The sequence below is a fragment of the Sphingobium sp. RC1 genome (assembly GCF_059738765.1).
The window spans coordinates 509,871-529,890 of record NZ_AP027306.1; the positions used below are offsets into that span (position 1 = coordinate 509,871).

The 20,020-nt window shown below is 61.1% G+C and carries 23 protein-coding genes; 11 read left to right on the forward strand and 12 right to left on the reverse strand.

Going from position 1 to position 20,020, the window contains the following annotated elements; genetic code table 11:
- Positions 1–15: 15 nt before the first annotated feature.
- The 5 genes from AC6JBC_RS02525 to AC6JBC_RS02545 form a co-directional block, all read right to left on the reverse strand.
- Positions 16–1,416: a UdgX family uracil-DNA binding protein gene (locus AC6JBC_RS02525; protein ID WP_498025236.1), complete on the reverse strand. Its 1,401-nt coding sequence runs from the start codon at positions 1,414–1,416 to the stop codon at positions 16–18.
- 6 nt (positions 1,417–1,422) lie between these two features.
- Positions 1,423–1,887, reverse strand: coding sequence for a hemerythrin domain-containing protein (locus AC6JBC_RS02530; RefSeq protein ID WP_498025238.1), 465 nt, complete (start codon positions 1,885–1,887; stop codon positions 1,423–1,425).
- A 60-nt stretch (positions 1,888–1,947) separates the two neighbouring features.
- Positions 1,948–2,304, reverse strand: coding sequence for a hypothetical protein (locus AC6JBC_RS02535; RefSeq protein WP_443020046.1), 357 nt, complete (start codon positions 2,302–2,304; stop codon positions 1,948–1,950).
- A 77-nt stretch (positions 2,305–2,381) separates the two neighbouring features.
- Positions 2,382–3,632 carry a putative DNA modification/repair radical SAM protein gene (locus AC6JBC_RS02540; RefSeq protein ID WP_498025239.1) on the reverse strand — a complete coding sequence of 417 codons (1,251 nt, stop codon included), beginning with the start codon at positions 3,630–3,632 and terminating at the stop codon, positions 2,382–2,384.
- A gap of 68 nt (positions 3,633–3,700) precedes the next feature.
- A complete protein-coding gene (locus AC6JBC_RS02545; RefSeq protein WP_498025240.1) occupies positions 3,701–4,459 on the reverse strand; it encodes a class II aldolase/adducin family protein in 759 nt (252 codons plus the stop codon).
- Between the two features lie 222 nt (positions 4,460–4,681).
- Between AC6JBC_RS02545 and rpsU the strand changes: the two genes are divergently transcribed.
- Complete coding sequence (gene rpsU, locus AC6JBC_RS02550; protein ID WP_004208618.1) at positions 4,682–4,888, forward strand: 30S ribosomal protein S21; 207 nt, start codon at positions 4,682–4,684, stop codon at positions 4,886–4,888.
- Positions 4,889–4,963: 75 nt separating this feature from the next.
- Complete coding sequence (locus AC6JBC_RS02555) at positions 4,964–5,524, forward strand: FKBP-type peptidyl-prolyl cis-trans isomerase (protein WP_498025243.1); 561 nt, start codon at positions 4,964–4,966, stop codon at positions 5,522–5,524.
- A gap of 51 nt (positions 5,525–5,575) precedes the next feature.
- Here the strand turns inward: AC6JBC_RS02555 and AC6JBC_RS02560 are convergent, their stop codons facing one another.
- The 5 genes from AC6JBC_RS02560 to pyrE are packed head-to-tail and all read right to left on the reverse strand — an operon-like array spanning position 5,576 to position 9,329.
- Positions 5,576–6,655 carry an AI-2E family transporter gene (locus AC6JBC_RS02560; protein ID WP_464787517.1) on the reverse strand — a complete coding sequence of 360 codons (1,080 nt, stop codon included), beginning with the start codon at positions 6,653–6,655 and terminating at the stop codon, positions 5,576–5,578.
- A 22-nt stretch (positions 6,656–6,677) separates the two neighbouring features.
- Entirely contained in the window at positions 6,678–7,574 is an 897-nt protein-coding gene (gene lepB / locus AC6JBC_RS02565) for a signal peptidase I (protein ID WP_498025244.1), read from the reverse strand.
- A gap of 32 nt (positions 7,575–7,606) precedes the next feature.
- Complete coding sequence (gene acpS, locus AC6JBC_RS02570; RefSeq protein ID WP_498025246.1) at positions 7,607–8,008, reverse strand: holo-ACP synthase; 402 nt, start codon at positions 8,006–8,008, stop codon at positions 7,607–7,609.
- Entirely contained in the window at positions 8,005–8,742 is a 738-nt protein-coding gene (locus AC6JBC_RS02575) for a pyridoxine 5'-phosphate synthase (protein ID WP_498025247.1), read from the reverse strand. Before AC6JBC_RS02575 ends, acpS begins: the two co-directional genes overlap by 4 nt.
- A gap of 5 nt (positions 8,743–8,747) precedes the next feature.
- Positions 8,748–9,329 (reverse strand): orotate phosphoribosyltransferase, encoded by a 582-nt coding sequence (gene pyrE / locus AC6JBC_RS02580; RefSeq protein WP_449474318.1) that lies wholly within the window; start codon positions 9,327–9,329, stop codon positions 8,748–8,750.
- A 282-nt stretch (positions 9,330–9,611) separates the two neighbouring features.
- On the opposite strand from pyrE, the gene coxB reads away from it, so the two are divergent.
- The 9 genes from coxB (at position 9,612) to AC6JBC_RS02625 (ending at position 18,105) form a co-directional block, all read left to right on the forward strand.
- Positions 9,612–10,628, forward strand: coding sequence for a cytochrome c oxidase subunit II (gene coxB, locus AC6JBC_RS02585; RefSeq protein WP_498025249.1), 1,017 nt, complete (start codon positions 9,612–9,614; stop codon positions 10,626–10,628).
- A gap of 17 nt (positions 10,629–10,645) precedes the next feature.
- Positions 10,646–12,313, forward strand: coding sequence for a cytochrome c oxidase subunit I (gene ctaD / locus AC6JBC_RS02590; protein WP_196224696.1), 1,668 nt, complete (start codon positions 10,646–10,648; stop codon positions 12,311–12,313).
- A 113-nt stretch (positions 12,314–12,426) separates the two neighbouring features.
- On the forward strand, positions 12,427–13,347 hold the full coding sequence (locus AC6JBC_RS02595) for a heme o synthase (RefSeq protein ID WP_498025982.1): 921 nt from the start codon (positions 12,427–12,429) through the stop codon (positions 13,345–13,347).
- Positions 13,344–13,475 (forward strand): cytochrome c oxidase system small membrane protein, encoded by a 132-nt coding sequence (locus tag AC6JBC_RS02600; protein WP_268934763.1) that lies wholly within the window; start codon positions 13,344–13,346, stop codon positions 13,473–13,475. The genes AC6JBC_RS02595 and AC6JBC_RS02600 overlap by 4 nt, the downstream gene beginning before the upstream one ends.
- Positions 13,475–14,050: a cytochrome c oxidase assembly protein gene (locus AC6JBC_RS02605; protein WP_498025250.1), complete on the forward strand. Its 576-nt coding sequence runs from the start codon at positions 13,475–13,477 to the stop codon at positions 14,048–14,050. The genes AC6JBC_RS02600 and AC6JBC_RS02605 overlap by 1 nt, the downstream gene beginning before the upstream one ends.
- Before the next feature lie 43 nt (positions 14,051–14,093).
- Complete coding sequence (locus tag AC6JBC_RS02610; RefSeq protein WP_449474314.1) at positions 14,094–14,924, forward strand: cytochrome c oxidase subunit 3; 831 nt, start codon at positions 14,094–14,096, stop codon at positions 14,922–14,924.
- Between the two features lie 228 nt (positions 14,925–15,152).
- Complete coding sequence (locus AC6JBC_RS02615; protein ID WP_498025251.1) at positions 15,153–15,794, forward strand: SURF1 family protein; 642 nt, start codon at positions 15,153–15,155, stop codon at positions 15,792–15,794.
- A gap of 44 nt (positions 15,795–15,838) precedes the next feature.
- Positions 15,839–17,239 (forward strand): threonine synthase, encoded by a 1,401-nt coding sequence (gene thrC, locus AC6JBC_RS02620; RefSeq protein ID WP_464787508.1) that lies wholly within the window; start codon positions 15,839–15,841, stop codon positions 17,237–17,239.
- The gene (locus AC6JBC_RS02625; RefSeq protein ID WP_498025252.1) at positions 17,236–18,105 is read left to right on the forward strand and encodes a class I SAM-dependent methyltransferase; all 870 of its coding nucleotides are present in this window, start codon (positions 17,236–17,238) and stop codon (positions 18,103–18,105) included. The genes thrC and AC6JBC_RS02625 overlap by 4 nt, the downstream gene beginning before the upstream one ends.
- A 108-nt stretch (positions 18,106–18,213) precedes the next feature.
- Here the strand turns inward: AC6JBC_RS02625 and AC6JBC_RS02630 are convergent, their stop codons facing one another.
- Both AC6JBC_RS02630 and AC6JBC_RS02635 read right to left on the reverse strand, forming a co-directional pair.
- Positions 18,214–19,449, reverse strand: coding sequence for a murein hydrolase activator EnvC family protein (locus AC6JBC_RS02630; RefSeq protein WP_498025253.1), 1,236 nt, complete (start codon positions 19,447–19,449; stop codon positions 18,214–18,216).
- An 82-nt stretch (positions 19,450–19,531) separates the two neighbouring features.
- Complete coding sequence (locus tag AC6JBC_RS02635; RefSeq protein ID WP_498025254.1) at positions 19,532–19,954, reverse strand: 23S rRNA (pseudouridine(1915)-N(3))-methyltransferase RlmH; 423 nt, start codon at positions 19,952–19,954, stop codon at positions 19,532–19,534.
- Positions 19,955–20,020: the final 66 nt, after the last annotated feature.

A 20,020-nucleotide genomic window follows, 5' to 3' on the forward strand; every position in this document is an offset into this window, starting at 1 on the left:
TCGGTCAAGCAATGATCAGCGGCTCGGCGTCTTTACCCGCTCTCCTATCTCTCGCAACTCTTCGACAAAGCGGGCTCGCTCGGTCGCCTTTCGCGCTTCATCGGGAACGCGCAGCAGGAAACTGGGGTGCACGGTCACCCAAGCCTCGGTGCCATTCTCAAGCGGAATCGGCGCGCCTCGCGTGCGGCTGATCGTCACGGCCTTGCCCAATATGGCACGCGCGGCAGTTGCGCCCAGAGCGACGACGACGCGCGGGCGAATGAGGTCCAATTCCTGATCCAGCCACCAGCGGCAGGCAGCAATCTCGGGCGTGTCAGGTGTCTGGTGGATGCGCCTCTTGCCCCGCCGCTCATGCTTGAAATGCTTGACGGCGTTCGTGACATAGACACTCGCGCGGTCGATCCGGGCCTCCTCTAACGCTTGGTCGAGCAACTGGCCCGCCGGGCCTACGAAGGGGCGCCCGGCAATGTCTTCCTGATCGCCCGGCTGTTCCCCCACGAAAACGAGGGGGGCATCAATGGGGCCTTCGCCGAACACAGTCTGGGTGGCGTCGCGATAAAGGGGGCAGCGAGTGCAGCCTATCGCCTCCTTGCGCAATCTGGTCCATGCAGCAGTCGCGTTGCTGGCGCGGGCAGGGATTTTGGGAGGAGTGGCGATCATGGCCGCTTCCCGTGCCTGTGCCCCGGCAACAAGGTCGGGGATGAGCGCCGCCTCCGGCAGGTTGCGCCAGTATTTCTTGGGCATCTCGGACAGCATGGCCCGCTGCTTGAGCCGGGCGGGGTTGAATGTCGCAGCATAATAGCTTTTCCAGATTTCCTCGACCGGGTCGCCGCCCGGCGTATCTGCCTTTGAAGCGCCGGGGCTTTCTTCCAACCTTTCGCCATCCCAATGGATGCTGAGTTCGGGCGTCAGGATCGACCATCGCATCGATGCGAAACGCCGCACGAAAAATCCGGCATTCGCGCGGACGATATGATGATCAGGCTCGAACCAGGCGACGAAACGGGCTCCGTCATTATCCTGCATTTCGCGGAATCGGACAAAGGCGCGCATCTTATGCATGTCGCGCCGAACCGCTTTTGCCAGCATCTCGACACGGCGGACCAGGGGATCGGCTTTATCGTCCAGGCGTGCGGGGATTTGCCGCACTTTGATCAAAAGGGCGTAGAGCAAGGCAAAGCGCTCTCCATCCCGATGCAGTATTGCGCTTTCGGCCAATTCCAGAAAGGGGCGCGGCACTGAAAACGCTCCACCGCCATTTTCCGAAGGCGGCGGATCGAAGGCCAGCAGCGACCCGCCTTCTCCTTCGACCTGCCAATCAATATCCTGAGCAGGTACACCCGCGAGAGCGAAGCGACGGGCGGCATCGCGCCACCCGTCGAAATCATCCGGCCTGCTCAGCAGCACCTGATACATGAGAGATCAATCCGACGATTCCGCTCGCTCCAGTTCGGCGGGCTTGCGCCGGGCAAAGGTGGCGGCGAGCTTCAGTTCCTCCTCATCCGTCAACTCCGTTGCCGCGTCGAGAAACATCTCCTCTTCCTCCTCCTCGATATGGTGGAGATAACGCTTCTTCAGGTTGGCGAAGGTTTCCCGCCATTCAGGGCCGTTGAATGGCTGCTCCTGCAGCTCCTCCAGATAATCGTCGATTTCCTTATGCTCGGCTACGCTATGCTGTGCATCTTCGCGCAGATCGGGATGGGAGAGCATCGTTGCATATAGGGTTTCTTCCTCCGCCGCCGCATGTGCGGTGACTTCCACGCGGAACTGCTCGAACAGCTTCTTCAGCCGATCATTATCGTCCTCCGCGTCAGCCATTTTCTCAAACAGCTGGCGATGGGCGTCGTGATCTTGCTTTAGTTTGTCGAAAATCGTGGCATTGGCCATGATGTGCTCCTCTTGATTTAGAGGGCACAACGAAAGGCGAGGAGCTTTGGGTCCGCTGGTTCAGCCGAACAGGAAATGGAAGATGATGGCAACCGGTATCCACAGCAGGCTGCTGGCGATGCTCGTCAGCCACACCTGCGCGACATCCCTGCGAAAGCGGAGGTCCAGGCCCGACATCGACAGGCCGCTTTCATCCAGTAATTCCCACCGGCGTTCCATGTCCCTTGCCACCATTGCAAAGCCGCCGATTGCGATGATCAGCGCGAGGTGAAGCACCAGCGAGCCACCCATCCTGGCGACGATGCCAATTTGAAGAAGGCAGAAAACAACAAGCGCAATGGCCAGATGGCTGCTCATGCGCTTGGCATATCGCCCGCCATGAGATCGTGCCGAATCCTTGTTGAATGCAGTTGCCACCAGCGCTTTCCCCTCGACTTTTATTAAATCTCAAGAAATCACGAAGCGGGGCACTTATCAACAGGGAAAACCTACCGTCAGTCGAAAAGCTCCAGTTGCGAAGGGGGAGGGGTGAGCTGCCGTTGAAGGTCGGCCTTGTCCGTCAGGTGGACCGGGCGCCAATCGCTGGCGACCAAAAAGGGCCGCAGCTTGGTAATCGAATTTGTCACTCGCGCGACATCGTCCAGCCGAAGGTGGCGGACCCTGCGGCTCGCCAATATGCGATCGACGGCCTTCACCCCTAGGCCTGGTACTCGCAGCAACATCTCCCGCGGGGCGCGGTTCACATCTACCGGGAATATGGCCCGGTGCCGCAAGGCCCAGGCCAGCTTGGGATCAATGTCGAGGGGCAAATGCCCCGTTGCGGGGTCGGTCGCTTGCTCAAGATCAGCCACTGAAAAGCCATAAAAGCGCATCATCCAGTCCGACTGATACAGGCGGTGTTCGCGCAGCAGTGGAGGGCGCTTTAACGGAAGGACGCTACTGGGCGAGGGAATGGGCGAAAAGGCGCTGTAATAGACCCGTCGCAGAGCATGGCGGTCATATAGAGACCGCGCCCGCCGGATGATTGCACGGTCATCAGCACCATCGGCGCCTATGATCATCTGCGTAGATTGTCCCGCAGGGGCGAATCGCGGCGCGTGGCGGTAGCGCTTTTGGGCATCGCGCGTGTCTTCGATAGCTGTGCGCAGTCCGCTCATCGCGCCTTCGATCCGTGCTCCATCCTTTTCGGGCGCCAGTCGCCGAAGCCCCTGCTCGGTCGGCATCTCGACATTGATCGACAGTCGGTCAGCGAAAAGACCCGCCTGATGCGTCAGTTCCGGATCGGCATCAGGAATTGTCTTGAGGTGAATATAGCCGCGAAAGTCATGCTCTTCCCGCAGAGCTCGCGCAACGCCCACCAGCTGCTCCATCGTATAGTCAGGCGATCGTATGATGCCGGAGGACAGGAAAAGTCCCTCAATATAATTGCGCCGGTAAAAACTAAGGGTCAGTTCGACCACTTCGCCAACCGTGAAGCGCGCCCGGCGAACGTCGCTCGACCGGCGATTGATGCAATAATGGCAATCAAAGATGCAGCTGTTTGTCAGCAAAATCTTGAGCAGCGATATGCATCGCCCGTCGGGTGCGTAGGCATGGCAGATGCCCATGCCTTCGGTCGAACCCAAGCCGCCCTTCTGCCCTGATAAGCTATCGCGCTTCTTCGTCCCCGATGATGCGCATGAAGCATCATATTTCGCCGCGTCGGCAAGGATTTTCAGCTTCTGCGGAATGGAAAGAGCGGTCATGGGTTCATGATATGTTCTTTTTCACCGCTTGTCCTTGATCCAGATTGCGAAGCGCGTTCAGTGGGACATCAGTTTTTCCATCCTGGATCGATCCGATCGATCAACCGAACCATTGCCTCAAAATCAGGAACGCCCGGCCCGACCGGCAACTGCACGCCGCTGATATCGCGTTGATGTACGGCAATCACTTCGTCCGGAATGTCGATCGGGGTGCCAGCTGAACCCGTCGCTACCTGTATCTCGCAGGCGCGTTGAAGCATCCAGTGCATGAGGAAGGCTTTGGGGAGGGTGTCGGCCATGACCAGGGTGCCGTGGTTGCGCAACATCATCAACCGCCGGTCACCAAGATTGGCGACCAGCCTCTCGCCTTCTTCAGGGCGCAGGGTGATGCCTTCAAAATCGTGATAGGCGATTCGCCCGGCAAAGGCGGCGGAATAGAAATTGGTCGGACGCAGCCCCTCCTTTGTCGCGCTGACCGCCATGCCGGCGGTCGTGTGCGTATGAATGACGCAGTGGGCGTCGGGTAGGTGGCGGTGGAAGACGCTGTGCTGGGTAAAACCGGCACGGTTGACCGGGTAAAGACTGCCGTCCAATATATGTCCGTCAATGTCGATCTTGACGAGGTTGGACGCCGTCACCTCGGAATAAAGCAAGCCGAACGGGTTGATCAGGAACGCGCTGTCGCCGCCGGGCACGCGCAGGGTGATATGATTGTAGATAAGTTCTGACCATCCCATGTGGTCAAATATGCGGTAGCATGCAGCAAGTTGCTGGCGCGCTTTCCATTCTTCGATGGGCATGTCATCAGCGGAAACGGCGGTTGCCATGGCGGTCCTCCTTTACCCTGTCGCCGTAACTATCCTCCCCGGCGGCGCTGCTGTCGAGCGAAACGGCTTTGGGGTTGAATTTGGCCGACTCTGCTGGTAGGGCGCGCCCCACACGGCGCAGGCTGCCCTGCGACGACTCATCGCTATTACTTTCGGTAGGCCCGTCGGGAAGGGTTTGTTTCCTGACGAACCGCCCGTTTTCGACTGGAGTTTGACTGGATTATGCAAATCATCGTTCGCGACAACAATGTCGACCAGGCCCTGCGCGCGCTCAAGAAGAAGCTGCAGCGTGAGGGCGTGTATCGCGAGATGAAGCTGCGCCGTCATTACGAAAAGCCCTCGGAGAAGCGCGCCCGTGAAAAGGCCGCCGCGGTTCGCCGCGCGCGCAAGCTGGAGCGCAAGCGCGCTGAGCGTGACGGCGTTCGTTAAGACGCCCGTTTCCTAAGGGGCGGCGGTTTCGCCGCCTCTTTCTGCTGATCATCCGCATCTGCGAGGCTTAGGTCCATGTCCACGACCGCTGTTCCCCTTCGTCCCATCGCCAAGGGGTCGCTGACGCGACTCTGGATCGGTGTTGCCGCCGTGGCGATCGCCGCGGGTGGCTTGGCTTGGGCCGGGCAGCGCGGGGTCGAGCCTTCGCCTGCCAGCTACCTCGCCCGGAATGCGGGTGAGGATGGCGTGGTCACGACCGAATCGGGCCTCCAGTACAAGGTTCTGGAAGAGGGCACTGGCCCCAGCCCCACCGCGGCGGACGTGGCGCTGGTGGGATATAAGGGCACTTTGCTCGACGGCACTGTCTTCGACGAAAATGCCCAGACCGCGATGCCGGTCGATGGCGTTGTGCCGGGCTTTTCCGAAGGTCTGCAGAAGATGAAGAAGGGCGGCAAGTACCGTCTGTGGATTCCGCCGCAGCTTGGCTATGGCGAGCAGGCGGCTGGACCTATCCCGGCCAATTCCGTGCTGGTCTTCGATGTTCAACTGCACGATTTCAAATCGAAGGCAGACATCATGCGGATGCAGCAGATGATGCAGCAGGGCGCGGCTCCTTCGCCGCTTCCCGGCCGCTGATCGCATCGCCGAATGTAGAGAATAGAAGGGTCCGGTTTTCGGACCCTTTTTCTATTCGGTGACGACGATCCCCTTTGGTTCTGGGCCATCGTTTATCGCCTTGGATCGTTCCTCCAGATATACTTTGATCATCGCCACGATCGGGTCGGCCAGGAACAGGCCCATTATTCCGAACAGTGCGCCGAACAATATCTGCGCAGCCAGGACCAGCGCGGGGGCAAGGTCGGTTGCCCGCTTCGCCACCATGGGAACGATCAGGTAACCATCGACGATCTGCACTACGAGATATACGAAAAAGGTATAGATTCCGGAATCTACCCCCGCCGAAAATCCGACGAGCACGATCAATACGCCCGATATGATCGACCCGATGTTCGGCAGAAAAGCAAACAGCCCGGTCAGGATACCCAGCAGGCCAGCCATTGGGACACCCCCTGCGAGCAGCAGCAGCCAAGTCCCAACGCCCTCGACCGCCATGCCGATCAGTCGGCCGAACATCAAACGCCGCAGTGTCCAACCCATCCTGTCGACGACATTGTAGAAGCTTAAACGGCTGCTCATGGGCAGCATCCATGCGACGCCCCGCTCGTAGAGACGCGGCTCCACCGCAATGAAAATCGCCAGCACCAGCATCATTACGCCGCTGGTCACGGCGCCCATGAGGGTGCCGACCGCCGCAGTGACCCGACCGATTGAATTGAAAGCCTGCGTCGCCAGGCTCTTGAAATCATTGGGTGTCGTCGTCACGCCCATTTGCTGCATCCAGCCACCGATGCGGGTGACCTGAGTCTCCACGATCGTGCGCATGGCCTGCGCCTGCGCGGCCAAACTCGCGCCTGTCAGGTAAAATGTATAAGCCAGGAACAGCAGGGCGGAGAGGAGCACGATCGTAAGGCGCCAGCCTCGGCCGATCGGCAACACTCGGCCGAGTAGCCGCGTGCCGCCGTCCATCATACTGGTCAGGACCAGCGCTCCAAGGATGAGCATGATCGGTTGCGCGACCAAGGCCAGCAGTGCGACGGCGACCGCCATAGCGATCCACACGCCCGCGCGTTTTATCTCATGCTGAACGAGCGGGCTTCGCAGTTCACTTGGACCCGGTTGCTCAATGTGGACATGTTTCCCGCTCAATCAGCAGCCCCTTGCAGATGTATTATTTCGGGGGTGGAACGCTCTCTGGGCGTAAGCTGTTCCCCGCCCGGCCACTACGCAACGCGTGAATCCAGGTCACGGGATTCCAACTGGAATTGCCGTCGAGCGAAAAAGTAATGAACTCCGCCCGTCCGCCAATCGCTTCCCAAGGGACAGGCCCGCCAAGGCCGTTCTCCTCAAGCGGCGCGCGGCTGTCGGCGCTATTGTCCCTGTTGTCACCCATCAGGAAGACATGGTCGCGTGGAACGCGCACCGGACCATACCAATCCAGCGCGCTCGGCCCCATGTCGATCGTAACATAGCTTTTGCCATTGGGCAGGATCTCCTGCCGGACAGGCAACTGACAATATTCCCGCCCGTCTGCCCCCGTGATGCGGGCGCCGGGGAACTGGGTGGGGGAACAGGGAGCGTTGCCATCGACCGGGATCAGGACCGGCTTGATCGCCTTCTGGGGAACAGCGGTGCCGTTCAGGATTACCTGTCCGCCCCGGACCTCGATGATGTCGCCCGGCAGGCCGATCACCCGCTTGATATAGTCTTCTCGCCGGTTATGCGGCGACACGATGACGATGTCGCCACGCTCAGGCAGGCGGCCGAAAATGCGGCCCTTCAGAAAGGGCAGGGGGTGGAAACTCGGCGAAACATAGGACCAGCCATAAGGGAATTTGCTGACCACCAGCCGGTCGCCCTTAAGCAACACCGGCATCATGGATTCGCTCGGGATGTAGAAGGGTTTGGCGACGAAGCTGTGAAAGGCCAGGACCGCCAGAATCAGAAGCGCGATGCTCTTCACCTCATGCCACCAGTCGATCGCACTCTTGTCCGTTCGGGCTGGCGATGCCGCCGCCGGTTCTTCTGTGGAAAGCGGGTCGTTCTCGCTCATGTCGGCTGCCGTCATGGATGGCTTCTCGGATGCTGGTGGTGCCGTGGTCACTGGGGCAGGGCCTCAATGATGACGAATGCCTGCGCCCATGGATGATCATCGGTTAGCGTGACGTGAATGACCGCCTTGTGTCCATCGGGCAGCATAGTTTGAAGCTGTGCGAGCGCGCCGCCGGTCAGCTCCAGCGTCGGTGCGCCGCCTGGGCGATTGACGACGCCGATGTCCTTCATGAACACGCCACGATTAAAGCCCGTCCCCACTGCTTTGGAAAAGGCTTCCTTGGCGGCGAAGCGCTTGGCGAGCGTCCCGGCCTTGGTAAACGGGCGGCGGTTTGCCTTGGCGCGCTCGACTTCGGTAAAAACGCGCTGCTCGAACCGATCGCCAAAGCGATCGAGCGAATTTTGGATCCGCTCGATGTTGCATAGGTCGGAGCCGAGGCCGATGATCAACGCGCCAGGTCCATCTGCCGCCGCATTTCGCGGATGCTGCTTTCCAGCCCGCTAAAAATGGCCTCGCCAATCAGGAAGTGGCCGATGTTGAGTTCGGCCACCTGCGGAATTGCTGCCACCGGGCCTACATTGTCGAAAGTGAGGCCATGACCAGCATGTGGTTCGATGCCGTTTTTGGCCGCCAGCGCCGCAGCATCAGAGATGCGCCGCAACTCTTCAGCGCGCGCTGTGCCGGAAATATGCGCATAGCGCCCGGTGTGAAACTCCACCACTGGCGCGCCTAGGCGCATCGCTGCCTCGATTTGCGCCGGATCGGGCTCGATGAAAAGGCTGACGCGAATCCCCGCATCCCCCAGCGCGCCGACGATCGGTTGCAGCGTCTCGATCTGCCCGGCGGCATCCAGACCACCCTCGGTTGTCCGCTCCTCGCGTTTTTCAGGCACGATGCATGCCGCATGCGGCCGATGCTTCAACGCAATGTTCAGCATCTCCCGCGTTGCGGCCATTTCAAGGTTCAGCGGAACCGTAAGAGCCGCCATCAGCGTGGCGATGTCCTCGTCCCGGATGTGCCGCCGATCCTCGCGCAGGTGCGCGGTGATTCCATCGGCCCCCGCCTTCACGGCCAGCAATGCCGCCTTGACGGGATCAGGATGTTCTCCCCCCCGCGCATTCCGGATGGTGGCAACATGGTCGATGTTGACACCCAGGCGCAGGTGGGCGGGAGTTTGCTGCATGATGCCTATTGTTTCCGGCTTCCAGGTTTGATGGCGGGGATGGCCGCTAGTTCCGGCGGGACATCGTCTGCTTCATATACCGGGAAATTGATGCTGACGAGCGGGTAGAAGGGAACGCCCAGATCCACTTCGCCTGCGGATCGATCGACCAGCGCTACTTCGGCGACAACGATGCCGCCTTCGGCCTCCACCGCTTCGATCGCCTGGCGCGATGACAGCCCGGTCGTGACGACGTCTTCGACCATCAGCACTTTTTGGCCGGGTGTTATGGCAAAGCCGCGCCGCAGCTCGAATTTTCCCTCGGGCCGTTCCAGGAATACAGCATCCTTGTCGAGCGCGCGCCCGACTTCATGGCCGATGATAAGGCCGCCCATGGCGGGCGAGACGACAAGGTCAATGTCCTGCCGCAGTTCGCGGGGCAGCTTCTGCACGACTGCGCGCGCGAGGCCGCCTGCGCGTTCGGCGTTCATCAATACCCGCGCGCATTGCAGGTAATTGGCGCTTCGGCGGCCCGAGGAAAGAATGAAATGCCCCTCCAGCAGCGCTCCTGCGGCCCTGAATTCTGCCAGTACTTCCTCGTCGGTCATCCGATTCTTCGATCCATCAGTACATGCCCAGGCCTATTTAGGAGCCATCCGGCACATCAACTTTCAACATGGGTAACGCCCATGAACGCGCCCCTGCGCGCGAGGTGCGAGATAGGCGGACGACCGGAGCGTTGCAACAGCGAAGAAAATCTGCTCCTGCCCGCTTGAGGCAGGAAAAAAGCATGCCTATAAGCCGCGGCAGACCGACCGGGCGGAGGGGGATGCGCATGCGCGCGCCTTCGTTGCAGCGGCGCCAAGGGGTTACGGGGTAAGAAGACGCTTATGAAAATGGTGAAATCGCTCGTTCTCGCCGGGTTGCTGGCCTTTGCGCCAGCTGCGGTGTTGAACAGTCAGGCGCTGGCGCAGGACAATGCCGCCGTCGCAGCCGCCGCTGCGGGCAATGCCGCCGCACCGGCCGACTCGGGCGCCAATGCGGCCGCTCCGGCTGCCGAGGCTGCGCCTGCGGCCAAGGTTGCCGCGCCGACCCGTATGAAGCCGACCGAAGGCATCGGCATGCCGCGCCCCGGCGAAATCACCCTGCAGGAACAGTTCACCCCCACGGGTCATACCGCTCGCTGGTTGCACGATGTGCTGCTTCTGCCGCTCATCACGATCATTTCGGTCTTCGTGGCCCTCCTGATGCTTTATGTGATGATCCGCTTTCGCCGCAGCGCCAACCCGGTGCCGTCGAAGACGTCGCACAATACGCTGATCGAAGTGATCTGGACCGTGGTTCCCGTGGTGATCCTCCTTGTGATCGCAGTGCCCTCGATCGGCCTGCTGGCGGACCAGTATAAGCCCGCGCCCAAGGATGCGCTGACCGTGAAGGTCACCGGCTATCAGTGGTATTGGGGTTATGAATATCCCGACAACGGCATTCCTGAATATGTCTCGAACATGCTTCCCAGGGAAAAGGCCGAGGCGAATGGCGAGCCTTATCTGCTCGCGCCTGACAACCGCATGGTTCTTCCTGCTGGCCGTCCGATCAAACTGATCATCACCGGTGCTGACGTGATCCACGCCTTTGCGGTCCCGTCGCTCTGGGTGAAGATGGACGCTGTTCCTGGCCGTCTCAATGAGAAGACCTTCACCATTGAGAAGCCGGGCGTCTATTACGGGCAGTGTTCCGAACTGTGCGGCGCGCGTCACGGGTTCATGCCGATTGCGATCGAGGCGCTGCCTCCTGCCCAGTTTGACCAGTGGGTTCTCTCGCAGGGCGGCAAGCTCCAGGGCGCTGACGCCGCAGCTACAGCTGCCGCTCCCGCAGCGCCTGCCGCCGCTCCCGCCGAAAAGCTTTGATGTAAGGGCATAACGCCATGACCACGATTACTGCAGATCATCACGGCGATCATGCGCATGATCATCATGACGCCGATCACAAGCCAGCCTTCTTCCAGCGCTGGTTCATGTCGACGAACCACAAGGACATCGGCACTCTCTATCTGATCTTCGCGATCCTTGCCGGCGTGATCGGCGGCGCGATTTCGGGTCTGATGCGTGCCGAGCTCGCGCAGCCCGGCATTCAGTATCTGCACACCTGGGCGCAGATGACGGATGGTCCTTCGGCCACGATGGACCAGGCCTATCACCTCTGGAACGTGCTGATCACCGCGCACGGTCTGATCATGGTCTTTTTCATGGTCATGCCCGCCATCATCGGTGGCTTTGGTAACTGGTTCGTGCCGATCATGATCGGGGCGCCGGACATGGCCTTCCCGCGCATGAACAATATCAGCTTCTGGCTGCTGATCCCCGCTTTTTCTCTGCTGCTCGGTTCGACATTCGTTCCTGGCGGTACGGGTAATGGCGCGGGCACGGGCTGGACGGTCTATGCTCCGCTCTCGACCAGCGGTTCGGCGGGGCCAGCTGTGGATATGGCTATCCTGTCGCTCCATATCGCGGGCGCCAGTTCCATTCTGGGCGCTGTCAACTTCATCACCACCATTTTGAATATGCGCGCGCCGGGCATGACACTGCACAAGATGCCGTTGTTCGTCTGGTCGGTGCTGGTCACCGCCTTCCTCCTGCTGCTTGCGCTGCCGGTTCTTGCGGCCGCTATCACCATGCTGCTGACCGATCGTAACTTTGGCACCACTTTCTATGATGCCGCCGGGGGTGGCGATCCGGAACTTTATCAGCATCTTTTCTGGTTCTTCGGGCACCCCGAAGTGTACATCATGATCCTGCCTGGTTTTGGTATCGTCAGCCAGATCATCTCTACCTTCAGCCGTAAGCCAGTATTCGGCTATCTCGGCATGGCATATGCCATGGTCGCAATTGGCGTCGTCGGGTTCGTCGTCTGGGCGCACCATATGTTCACCACTGGCATGTCGGTGAACGTGAAGATGTACTTCACGGCTGCGACGATGGTCATTGCCGTTCCCACCGGCATCAAGATCTTCTCGTGGATCGCGACGATTTGGGGCGGTTCCATCAGCTACAAGACACCGATGGTCTGGGCGCTGGGCTTCATCTTCCTGTTCACCGTGGGCGGCGTTACCGGCGTGGTCCTGGCAAATGGCGGCGTCGATGACGTGCTGCACGACACCTATTATGTTGTTGCCCACTTCCACTATGTGTTGTCGCTGGGCGCTGTTTTCGGTCTCTTCGCGGGCTTCTACTATTGGTTCCCGAAGATGTCGGGCCGCATGTACAGCGAATTCCTCGGTCACCTGCACTTCTGGGTGTTCTTCGTGGGCGTGAACCTGCTGTTCTTCCCGATGCACTTCCTGGGCCTCTCGGGCATGCCCCGCCGCTACCCCGATTATCCGGAAGCCTTTGCCTACTGGAACAGCGTGGCCAGCCATGGCTATGAGATCATGGCCGTGGGCGTGTTGATCTTCTTCGTGAACGTCTTCTGGTCGCTTGCTTTTGGCAAGAAAGCGGAAGGCAATCCGTGGGGCGAAGGCGCGACGACGCTGGAATGGACGCTGCCCAGCCCACCGCCGTTCCACCAGTTCGAAACATTGCCGGTCATCGACTGACGATCGGCGAAAAGAATGCATCCAGCAGGATGCCGGGCGGCGACGAATATCGCGGACCCGCAGTTAGCAGCCCCGGCGCCCGTGATGGTGCCGGGCTGCCGCATGAGGAGCATATGGCAAGTTCGCCGTTCATGACTGGGAGCGCCGCTTCCACAATTCCCGCGCACTGGCGCGACTTTGTCGCGTTGACCAAGCCGCGCGTGATGACATTGGTCGTCTTCACCGGTCTTTGCGGGCTGCTCGCGGCACCCGGTCAAATCCATCCCGTACTCGCCTTCACCGCCATCCTGTGCATAGCGCTGGGCGCTGGCGCAGCCGCGGCACTCAATCAATGGTATGAGGCCGACATTGACGCAAAGATGAAGCGGACCGCCAACCGTCCACTGCCCGCTGGGCGGATGGACCGACAGTCGGCTCTTCATTTCGGCGTCGGGCTCTCCTTCTTCTCGGTCCTGCTGATGGGCGTGGCGACGAACTGGCTCGCCTCTGCCATCCTGGCGGTGTCGATTCTTTTCTATGTTTTCATTTACACTATTTGGCTCAAGCCCCGGACAACACAGAACATCGTCATTGGCGGTGCTGCGGGGGCTTTTCCTCCCGTTATCGGCTGGGCTGCAGTGACAGGTGACGTCGGCGCTCTCCCGGTGGCCCTTTTCCTGCTCACCTTCTTCTGGACGCCGCCGCATTTCTGGGCACTCGCGCTGTTCGTGAAGACCGACTATGCAACAGCAAACATCCCGATGCTGCCCGTCGTATCAGGTGAAGTTGCTACGCGTCGTCAGATATGGTTCTACACCGCGATCATGGCTGCCGCAGCGATGGCTCCTGTTCTGCTTCGCCTTACGGGTCTGATTTACGGCGTAACTGCCTTGTTCGGTACGGGCCTGTTCGTGATCTTCGCCTTCCAGGTTTACCGGCGCCGTGAAATGGATCCCAGCCGCATGGGTCCTGAACGTCGACTGTTCAAATATTCGATCTTCTATCTTTTCCTTCTGTTCGGAGCGGTTGTCATCGATCGTTGGTTGCTGGCATGACGCCCGAGGAGGAAAAGCAGGTGCGCAGTCGGCAGAAGTCGCGCGCCATTGTCACAGGGCTGCTGCTCGGGGCGCTCGTCATTCTCTTTTACGCGATCACGATCGTGAAGATTGGTGCTGGACAATAATGGCCAGCCTGCCGCCGTCGCCTTTTGATCGGGATCGCCGGAACCGCCGCACCCTCATCACTATGACGGGGGTAGGATTGGCTATGCTTGGGCTCGGTTTCGCATCGGTCCCGCTCTACCGAATATTCTGCCAGCAGACGGGATTTGGCGGCACGACGCAGCGCGCTGCTGCTGATGTCAAGTTGCAGCCAGCGGTCGGCCATACAATGTCGATCCGGTTCGATTCCAATGTTCAACCTGGCATGCCCTGGCAATTCTATCCCGAACACCGGACGGATACGGTGACCGTTGGCGCGCGCGACATGGCGATCTTCATTGCGAAGAATATGTCGGACAAGCCTGTTACGGGCACGGCCAGTTTCAACGTGACGCCGATCCAGGCTGGCGCCTACTTCACCAAGATCCAGTGTTTCTGCTTCACCCAGCAGACATTGCAGCCGGGCGAGCAGGTTCGCATGCCGGTGATTTATTATGTTGATCCCAAAATACTGAATGATCCCGACAATAGGGACACGCAGCAAATTACGCTAAGCTACACCTTCTATCCTGTTGAGCAGGACAAGAAGCCGAGCTAAGGCAATCCACGATAACGCGAACGCGAACAGGGAAGAGTACGTCATGGCAGGCGCCAAGCAGCACGATTATCATATTCTACCGCCCAGCATCTGGCCGCTATTCGGGTCCATGTCGGCGCTGGTAATGGCGCTCGGCGCGATCATGTGGATGCACCCTGATGCCATGCCTGCCGGTGGTGGCTGGGTATTCCTGATCGGCGTCGCGGGCGTGCTGTTCACCATGTATAGCTGGTGGGCGAATGTGATTGCAGAAGCACATGCCGGTGATCATACGCCGGTGGTTCAGCTTCACCTGCGCTACGGCATGATCCTGTTCATCGCTTCGGAAGTCATGTTCTTCGTTGGCTGGTTCTGGGCGTTCTTCGACTTCTCGCTTTTCCCGAGTCAGCTTGCGCCGATCGAAGGGTTGTTCCCTTCCAAGGGTATCGAGGTGATGAACGCGTTTGAGCTGCCGCTGCTCAACACGCTGATCCTGCTCTGTTCAGGCACGACCGTCACCTGGGCGCACCACGCGCTCATTCATGGAGATCGTGAGAGTCTGAAAACCGGCCTGTGGTTGACGGTGATCCTCGGCCTGCTCTTCTCTTCGATCCAGGCCTATGAATATATGCACGCGCCGTTCCCGTTCGGCGGCAGCCCCTACAGCTCGGCCTTCTACATGGCGACGGGCTTCCACGGCTTCCACGTTCTAATCGGTACGATCTTCCTGATCGTCAATCTGGTGCGGGTCTATAAGGGGCACTTCACTCCCCGTCAGCATTTCGGCTTTGAGGCCGCTGCCTGGTACTGGCACTTTGTCGACGTCGTCTGGCTGTTCCTGTTCGTCGCCATCTATGTATGGGGCGGCTGGGGCGCTCCGATGCACGGCGGTTAAGGACTGAGTCTTATACATCAAGCAAACGGCCGGTGATAACCGGCCGTTTTCTTTTAGACGGAAGATAAGTATGCCTACCGTGATGCTTCTTTCCACATCTGCGCTTCTCCAGCCGTCCTGCTTCTCTCCGCCCGGCGTCCGGCTGCCGAATATGAGCGCCGCGCCTGCCTTCCGGCAACTCGGCCCGTCCGCCTTGACCGGGGCGACCATATCGTCGGCGGTCAATCTATGACCGCGCGGCGCGTCCCTCTTTTCTCCAGCATTATCGTGGCAGGCGCCGTGCTGGTCATGATCGCCCTTGGCATCTGGCAATTGCAACGTCGCGGCGAGAAGGAGGCGATGCTGGCCCTCGCGTCGGCCAATCCAGCCAAGCCGACTGTCAGCTTCCCGCAAATGCCACCTGTTCCGCCTGTGCTGCTGTTCCGCCGCTCTTCCATTCATTGCCTGAATGTCGTTGGCTGGCAGACGGAGGCCGGAAGGGCCGCCGATGGGGCGGTCGGCTACCGCTATATCGCGCAATGCGCCACGGGGGCGGAAGGTCCTGGTGCGCTCGTTGCCTTGGGCGTCGCCAAGCAGCCGGACCTGGAGCCAAATTGGAAAGGCGGCCAGGTCACCGGCTGGATATCCGAAGAGCCTGATCACCGGACGTTGTTGTCGCGGTTCACGGCCAATGTCCTTCCGCTGCGGCCGATGCTGATCGCGGAGCGCGCGCCGGAAGGGTTGAAACCGGTCGCCCCGCCGAACGTCAACGACGTTCCGAACAATCACCTCGCTTATGCCATCCAGTGGTTCTTTTTCGCTGCGGTGGCCGTGGTTATCTACGTTCTTGCGCTTCGCAAGCGGATGCCTCCACCAGCTGATCCGTCGTAAAGGCTTGCTCCAACGCTCCAGCCTCGTTACCGCGCTTCCCCATCATGCAATATGTGAGCACCAGGGGAAGCGCGCCTGCGCTGGGTTTCGAGGATGTGACGCTGGCCGGGCTGGCGTCCGACGGCGGCCTCTATGTTCCGGAAAGCTGGCCGCGCTTTTCGGAGGCAGACATACGCGCGCTCGCCGGGCTTTCCTATGTGGAAACCGCCGTCCGCGTCATGGCGCCCTATGTCGCGGGTTCGCTCAGCGAAGATGAACTGCGCGAGCTGTGCACTGCCGCCTATGGCCGGTTCAGCCACAACGCGGTGACGCCGCTGGTTCAACTGGACCACCAGCATTGGCTGCTCGAACTTTTCCATGGCCCGACCCTGGCGTTCAAGGATGTCGCGCTGCAATTGCTGGGGCAGCTGTTTGAGCGGTTCCTGTCACGCCGGGACGATCATCTGACGATCGTCGGTGCGACTTCGGGCGATACGGGTTCGGCGGCGATCGACGCCGTTGCAGGGCGCGAGAAGATCGACATCTTCATGCTGCACCCCGAAGGCCGCGTGTCCGACGTACAACGGCGCCAGATGACCACGGTGCGCGCGCCCAACGTCCATAATATCGCGATCGAGGGCAGCTTCGACGACGCGCAAGCCCTCGTGAAGGCGATGTTCAACGACCCTGCCTTCTCGACGAAGTTCAATCTGTCGGCGGTGAACAGCATCAACTGGGCGCGGCTGATGGCGCAGGTGGTCTATTATTTCTACGCCGCTGTAAGGCTGGGAGCGCCCGAGCGGCAGGTCGCTTTTTCGGTCCCCACCGGCAATTTCGGCGACGTGTTCGCTGGTTATGTCGCGGCGCAGATGGGGCTTCCCGTTGCGAAGCTGATGGTCGCGACCAACGTCAACGACATTCTGCACCGCGCGCTGGCGGATGGTGACTATAGCCAGGGCCAGGTCGTTCAGACTTCTACCCCCAGCATGGATATCCAGATCAGTTCGAATTTCGAACGACTGCTGTTCGATGCAGGTGGCCGTGGCGGCCCCGCGCTGGCCGAGCAGATGAAGGGATTTGAGACAAGCCGGGCGATGCGCCTGACCAACGCGCAGCGGGCTGGCGCGGCTAAGCTGTTCGCTTCGGCGCGCGTCGATGGCGACGCAATGAACATGGCGATTCGTTGGGCCTTTGACGGGGCGGGGCAAGTCATTGACCCCCATACCGCTGTGGGCCTTGCCGCCGCGCGAGAGATGGAGGTCGAGGCAGGCGTACCGATCGTCACGCTGGCGACGGCGCATCCCGCCAAGTTCCGCGAGGCCGTGGAGCGCGCCACCGGGCTTCGTCCGCCTCTGCCTGCCCGCATGGGTGACCTGTTCGCCCGTGAGGAAGCCTATGCCAAGCTGCCCGCGACCTTTGAGGCGATCACCGCCTATGTCGCGGAGCGCGCTACGCCGCGAGCATGAAGCTCGATACGCTCATCGGGGAGCCGTGGGCCGACTATGGCCTGCTCGATTCGGGTCATGGCCGCAAGCTGGAACGCTATGGCCGTTATCGTTTCATCCGGCCCGAGCCACAGGCGATGTGGGCGCCTGCGAGTGCCGATTGGCAGGCCGATGGCGAATTCGTACCGGGATCGGACGAAGAGGGCGGCGGGCGCTGGTTCTATGATCGCCCGGTGCCTGCTGAAGGTTGGCCGCTTAGTTGGAACGATGTGACGTTTCACGCGAGTTGCACGCCTTTCCGGCATCTCGGCTTCTTTCCCGACATGGCGCCGGTGTGGAACTGGATGCGCGAGCAGACGGCCGGGCTGGAGCAGCCGCAGATCATGAACCTGTTCGGCTATACCGGCGTCGGCACATTGGCGATGTCGGCGGCTGGCGCGCAGATGGTGCATGTCGATGCGTCGAAGAAGTCGGTGGCGCAGGCGCGGGCCAATGCCGCCGCATCGGGGATGGAAGACCGCCCCGTGCGCTGGATCGTTGACGATGCCGCGAAATTCGTCGCTCGCGAGGTTCGGCGAGAGCGGCGCTATGACGGCATATTGCTTGACCCGCCTAAATATGGCCGTGGGCCGGACGGTGAAATCTGGAGACTGGAAGAGGATCTGCCTCGGCTGATCGCGGATTGCCGCCGTCTGCTGGATGCCGACAGCCGGTTCTTGTTCTTGACCGTATACGCTGTGCGCATGTCCGCGCTGGCGATTGGGGAATTGCTGAAGCAGGCCTTCGCCGACCTTCCGGGCACGGTCGAAGCGGGTGAATTGGCCGTGCGCGAGGAAGCAAGAGGGCTGGAGTTGCCGACGGCCATCTGGGCGCGTTGGCGGCGCTAGAGCGCGCTGCGTTAAATCGGACGCAGGTCGCGCGCTCTAGTTTTTTGTTATCGCATCCTTTTAAGCGCAAAACCGGTTCCCACTTTTGCGCACGATGCTCTAGCGCTTTCAGCCTAGCCCGACCAACGGCACGATATCGACCGGACGGCCATTGCGACGTAGTTCGATCGTGATGGTCGGACGCCCGCTTCCGGCGTTGCCCAGCGGATCACCCTGTCGCACATCATCGCCCACGGCGGCGGAAAGCCGATGCAATCCGGTGATCAACGTGGTCCAGCCGCCGCCATGATCCAGGATCATGATCTGGCCGTAGCCGCGATAAGGCCCCGCGAAGACGACGCGCCCCGCCGTAGGTGCGACGGCGAGCGCGCCCGACTGGGTGACGATGGTGAGGCCCCGCGATCGGACGCCGCTTTCCGACAATTCACCCATGCCGGTGACCAGCTGGCCCATCACCGGCAAGCGATAGGGTGGAGGTCCGCCCGTACTGCGCTGCCTTGCCTGTGCAGGCGCCATGGCGAGGTCGGGGCGTGCTGGCCTGAGCAGCGGGCCGGGGAGCGCTGCGAGTTCCTTTTGCAGATCACCTGCCGCCTGGAGGCGGTCCATCAGGTCGACGATGTCGCGGGCTCTTTCGCCCAGGGCGAGAGCCCGGTCACTTTCCAGATTGGCGTTGGAGCGATAATCCCTCGCCGCCAGCCGCTTTTGCGTTTCCAACGTGCGTAAAGCGGCTTGGCTATTGCGGAGGTCGGCCTGGCTTTGTGCGAGTGAAGCGGCGGCCTGCTCGGCGGTTTCACGCAAGGCGCGGCTGCGCTCCAGTTCAGCGCGCAAGCCGGCTGTGCGCTCTTGAATGACGGGCAATATCTGTCCCAGCACGGCGCGCATGTGGACGGCATCGCTCAGCGACCCCGGCTGCACCAGCGCCAGAGCCAGAGGCCGCCGCACCATCATCTGAAGGGCGGCGGTCAAACGGACAACCGGCTCCTGCTTGGCCGCCAGCCGTGCCGCCTGCGAACGCTGCATGCGGGCTATGATCGCGATCCGTGCTTGGGCCGCTTGAATGTCGGCCTCGGCCTGCTGGATACGGGCAGCCATGGCGGCGGCGCGGCGGCGCGCCTGTTCGGCTTCGTCGCGCGCGGCCGTTGCCTGCTGTTCCAACCGCTGGGAGCGCTCGCGTGCTTGTTCGGACTGGATGCGGGCCGCCTTCAGCGCGGCCTGTTCCTGACGCAGGCTGGTCTCGCCCGTGCCGCCCAGGATGATGCCCGCTTGAGGCGCCGCCGTCAGGCGCGCGGCGGCGAGCACAGCTGCGCTGCCGATTATTGCCGCGAAGGTCTTTGACCTTTTCACCCCTTGCCCCCTGCAGGTCCTGTTTGCGACCGGCGATATCTGACTAGGCGCAAACGCCCATCCATGTCGAGCGGCGGCGGCATCAGCCTTCGCGATGATAGGGGTGGCCCGAAAGGATGGAACAGGCGCGCCACAATTGTTCGGCCAGCATGGCGCGGGCTATCATGTGGGGCCAGGTCATCGCGCCAAAAGCGATCAGCAGGTCAGCCCCCGCGCGGGCTTCGTCGTCGAAGCCATCGGCCGCGCCGATCAGGAAACGGCATTCGCGCGCGCCCTGGTCTCGCCAGCCTTCGAGCCTTTTGGCGAAGTCCATGGAGCTGAGCTGGCGGCCTTTCTCGTCGAGCATCACGGTGATCGTGCCAGTCGGAGCGGGCGGCAGCTTGCCGCCACGGTCGGGCAGTTCGGTGATCCTGTGCGGCATGGTCAGCCGCTTCACATAACGTTCGACCAGTTCCGCTTCGGCCGAACGTCCGATCTTGCCGCGCGCGATGATGTGAAGGAGCATGGATCACGCTCCTAACGAGTCAGTGCGCGCTTGTCGAAGGTCTGCATGCATCGGCTAGCGAGGCCG

Coding starts and splice junctions, on each gene's coding strand:
- AC6JBC_RS02525 (WP_498025236.1), bottom strand. CDS start 1,416: ATGTATCAGGTGCTGCTGAGCAGGCCGGATGATTTCGACGGGTGGCGC.
- AC6JBC_RS02530 (WP_498025238.1), bottom strand. CDS start 1,887: ATGGCCAATGCCACGATTTTCGACAAACTAAAGCAAGATCACGACGCC.
- AC6JBC_RS02540 (WP_498025239.1), bottom strand. CDS start 3,632: ATGACCGCTCTTTCCATTCCGCAGAAGCTGAAAATCCTTGCCGACGCG.
- AC6JBC_RS02545 (WP_498025240.1), bottom strand. CDS start 4,459: ATGGCAACCGCCGTTTCCGCTGATGACATGCCCATCGAAGAATGGAAA.
- rpsU (WP_004208618.1), top strand. CDS start 4,682: ATGCAAATCATCGTTCGCGACAACAATGTCGACCAGGCCCTGCGCGCG.
- AC6JBC_RS02555 (WP_498025243.1), top strand. CDS start 4,964: ATGTCCACGACCGCTGTTCCCCTTCGTCCCATCGCCAAGGGGTCGCTG.
- lepB (WP_498025244.1), bottom strand. CDS start 7,574: ATGACGGCAGCCGACATGAGCGAGAACGACCCGCTTTCCACAGAAGAA.
- AC6JBC_RS02575 (WP_498025247.1), bottom strand. CDS start 8,742: ATGCAGCAAACTCCCGCCCACCTGCGCCTGGGTGTCAACATCGACCAT.
- pyrE (WP_449474318.1), bottom strand. CDS start 9,329: ATGACCGACGAGGAAGTACTGGCAGAATTCAGGGCCGCAGGAGCGCTG.
- coxB (WP_498025249.1), top strand. CDS start 9,612: ATGAAAATGGTGAAATCGCTCGTTCTCGCCGGGTTGCTGGCCTTTGCG.
- ctaD (WP_196224696.1), top strand. CDS start 10,646: ATGACCACGATTACTGCAGATCATCACGGCGATCATGCGCATGATCAT.
- AC6JBC_RS02595 (WP_498025982.1), top strand. CDS start 12,427: ATGGCAAGTTCGCCGTTCATGACTGGGAGCGCCGCTTCCACAATTCCC.
- AC6JBC_RS02600 (WP_268934763.1), top strand. CDS start 13,344: ATGACGCCCGAGGAGGAAAAGCAGGTGCGCAGTCGGCAGAAGTCGCGC.
- AC6JBC_RS02605 (WP_498025250.1), top strand. CDS start 13,475: ATGGCCAGCCTGCCGCCGTCGCCTTTTGATCGGGATCGCCGGAACCGC.
- AC6JBC_RS02610 (WP_449474314.1), top strand. CDS start 14,094: ATGGCAGGCGCCAAGCAGCACGATTATCATATTCTACCGCCCAGCATC.
- AC6JBC_RS02615 (WP_498025251.1), top strand. CDS start 15,153: ATGACCGCGCGGCGCGTCCCTCTTTTCTCCAGCATTATCGTGGCAGGC.
- thrC (WP_464787508.1), top strand. CDS start 15,839: ATGCAATATGTGAGCACCAGGGGAAGCGCGCCTGCGCTGGGTTTCGAG.
- AC6JBC_RS02625 (WP_498025252.1), top strand. CDS start 17,236: ATGAAGCTCGATACGCTCATCGGGGAGCCGTGGGCCGACTATGGCCTG.
- AC6JBC_RS02635 (WP_498025254.1), bottom strand. CDS start 19,954: ATGCTCCTTCACATCATCGCGCGCGGCAAGATCGGACGTTCGGCCGAA.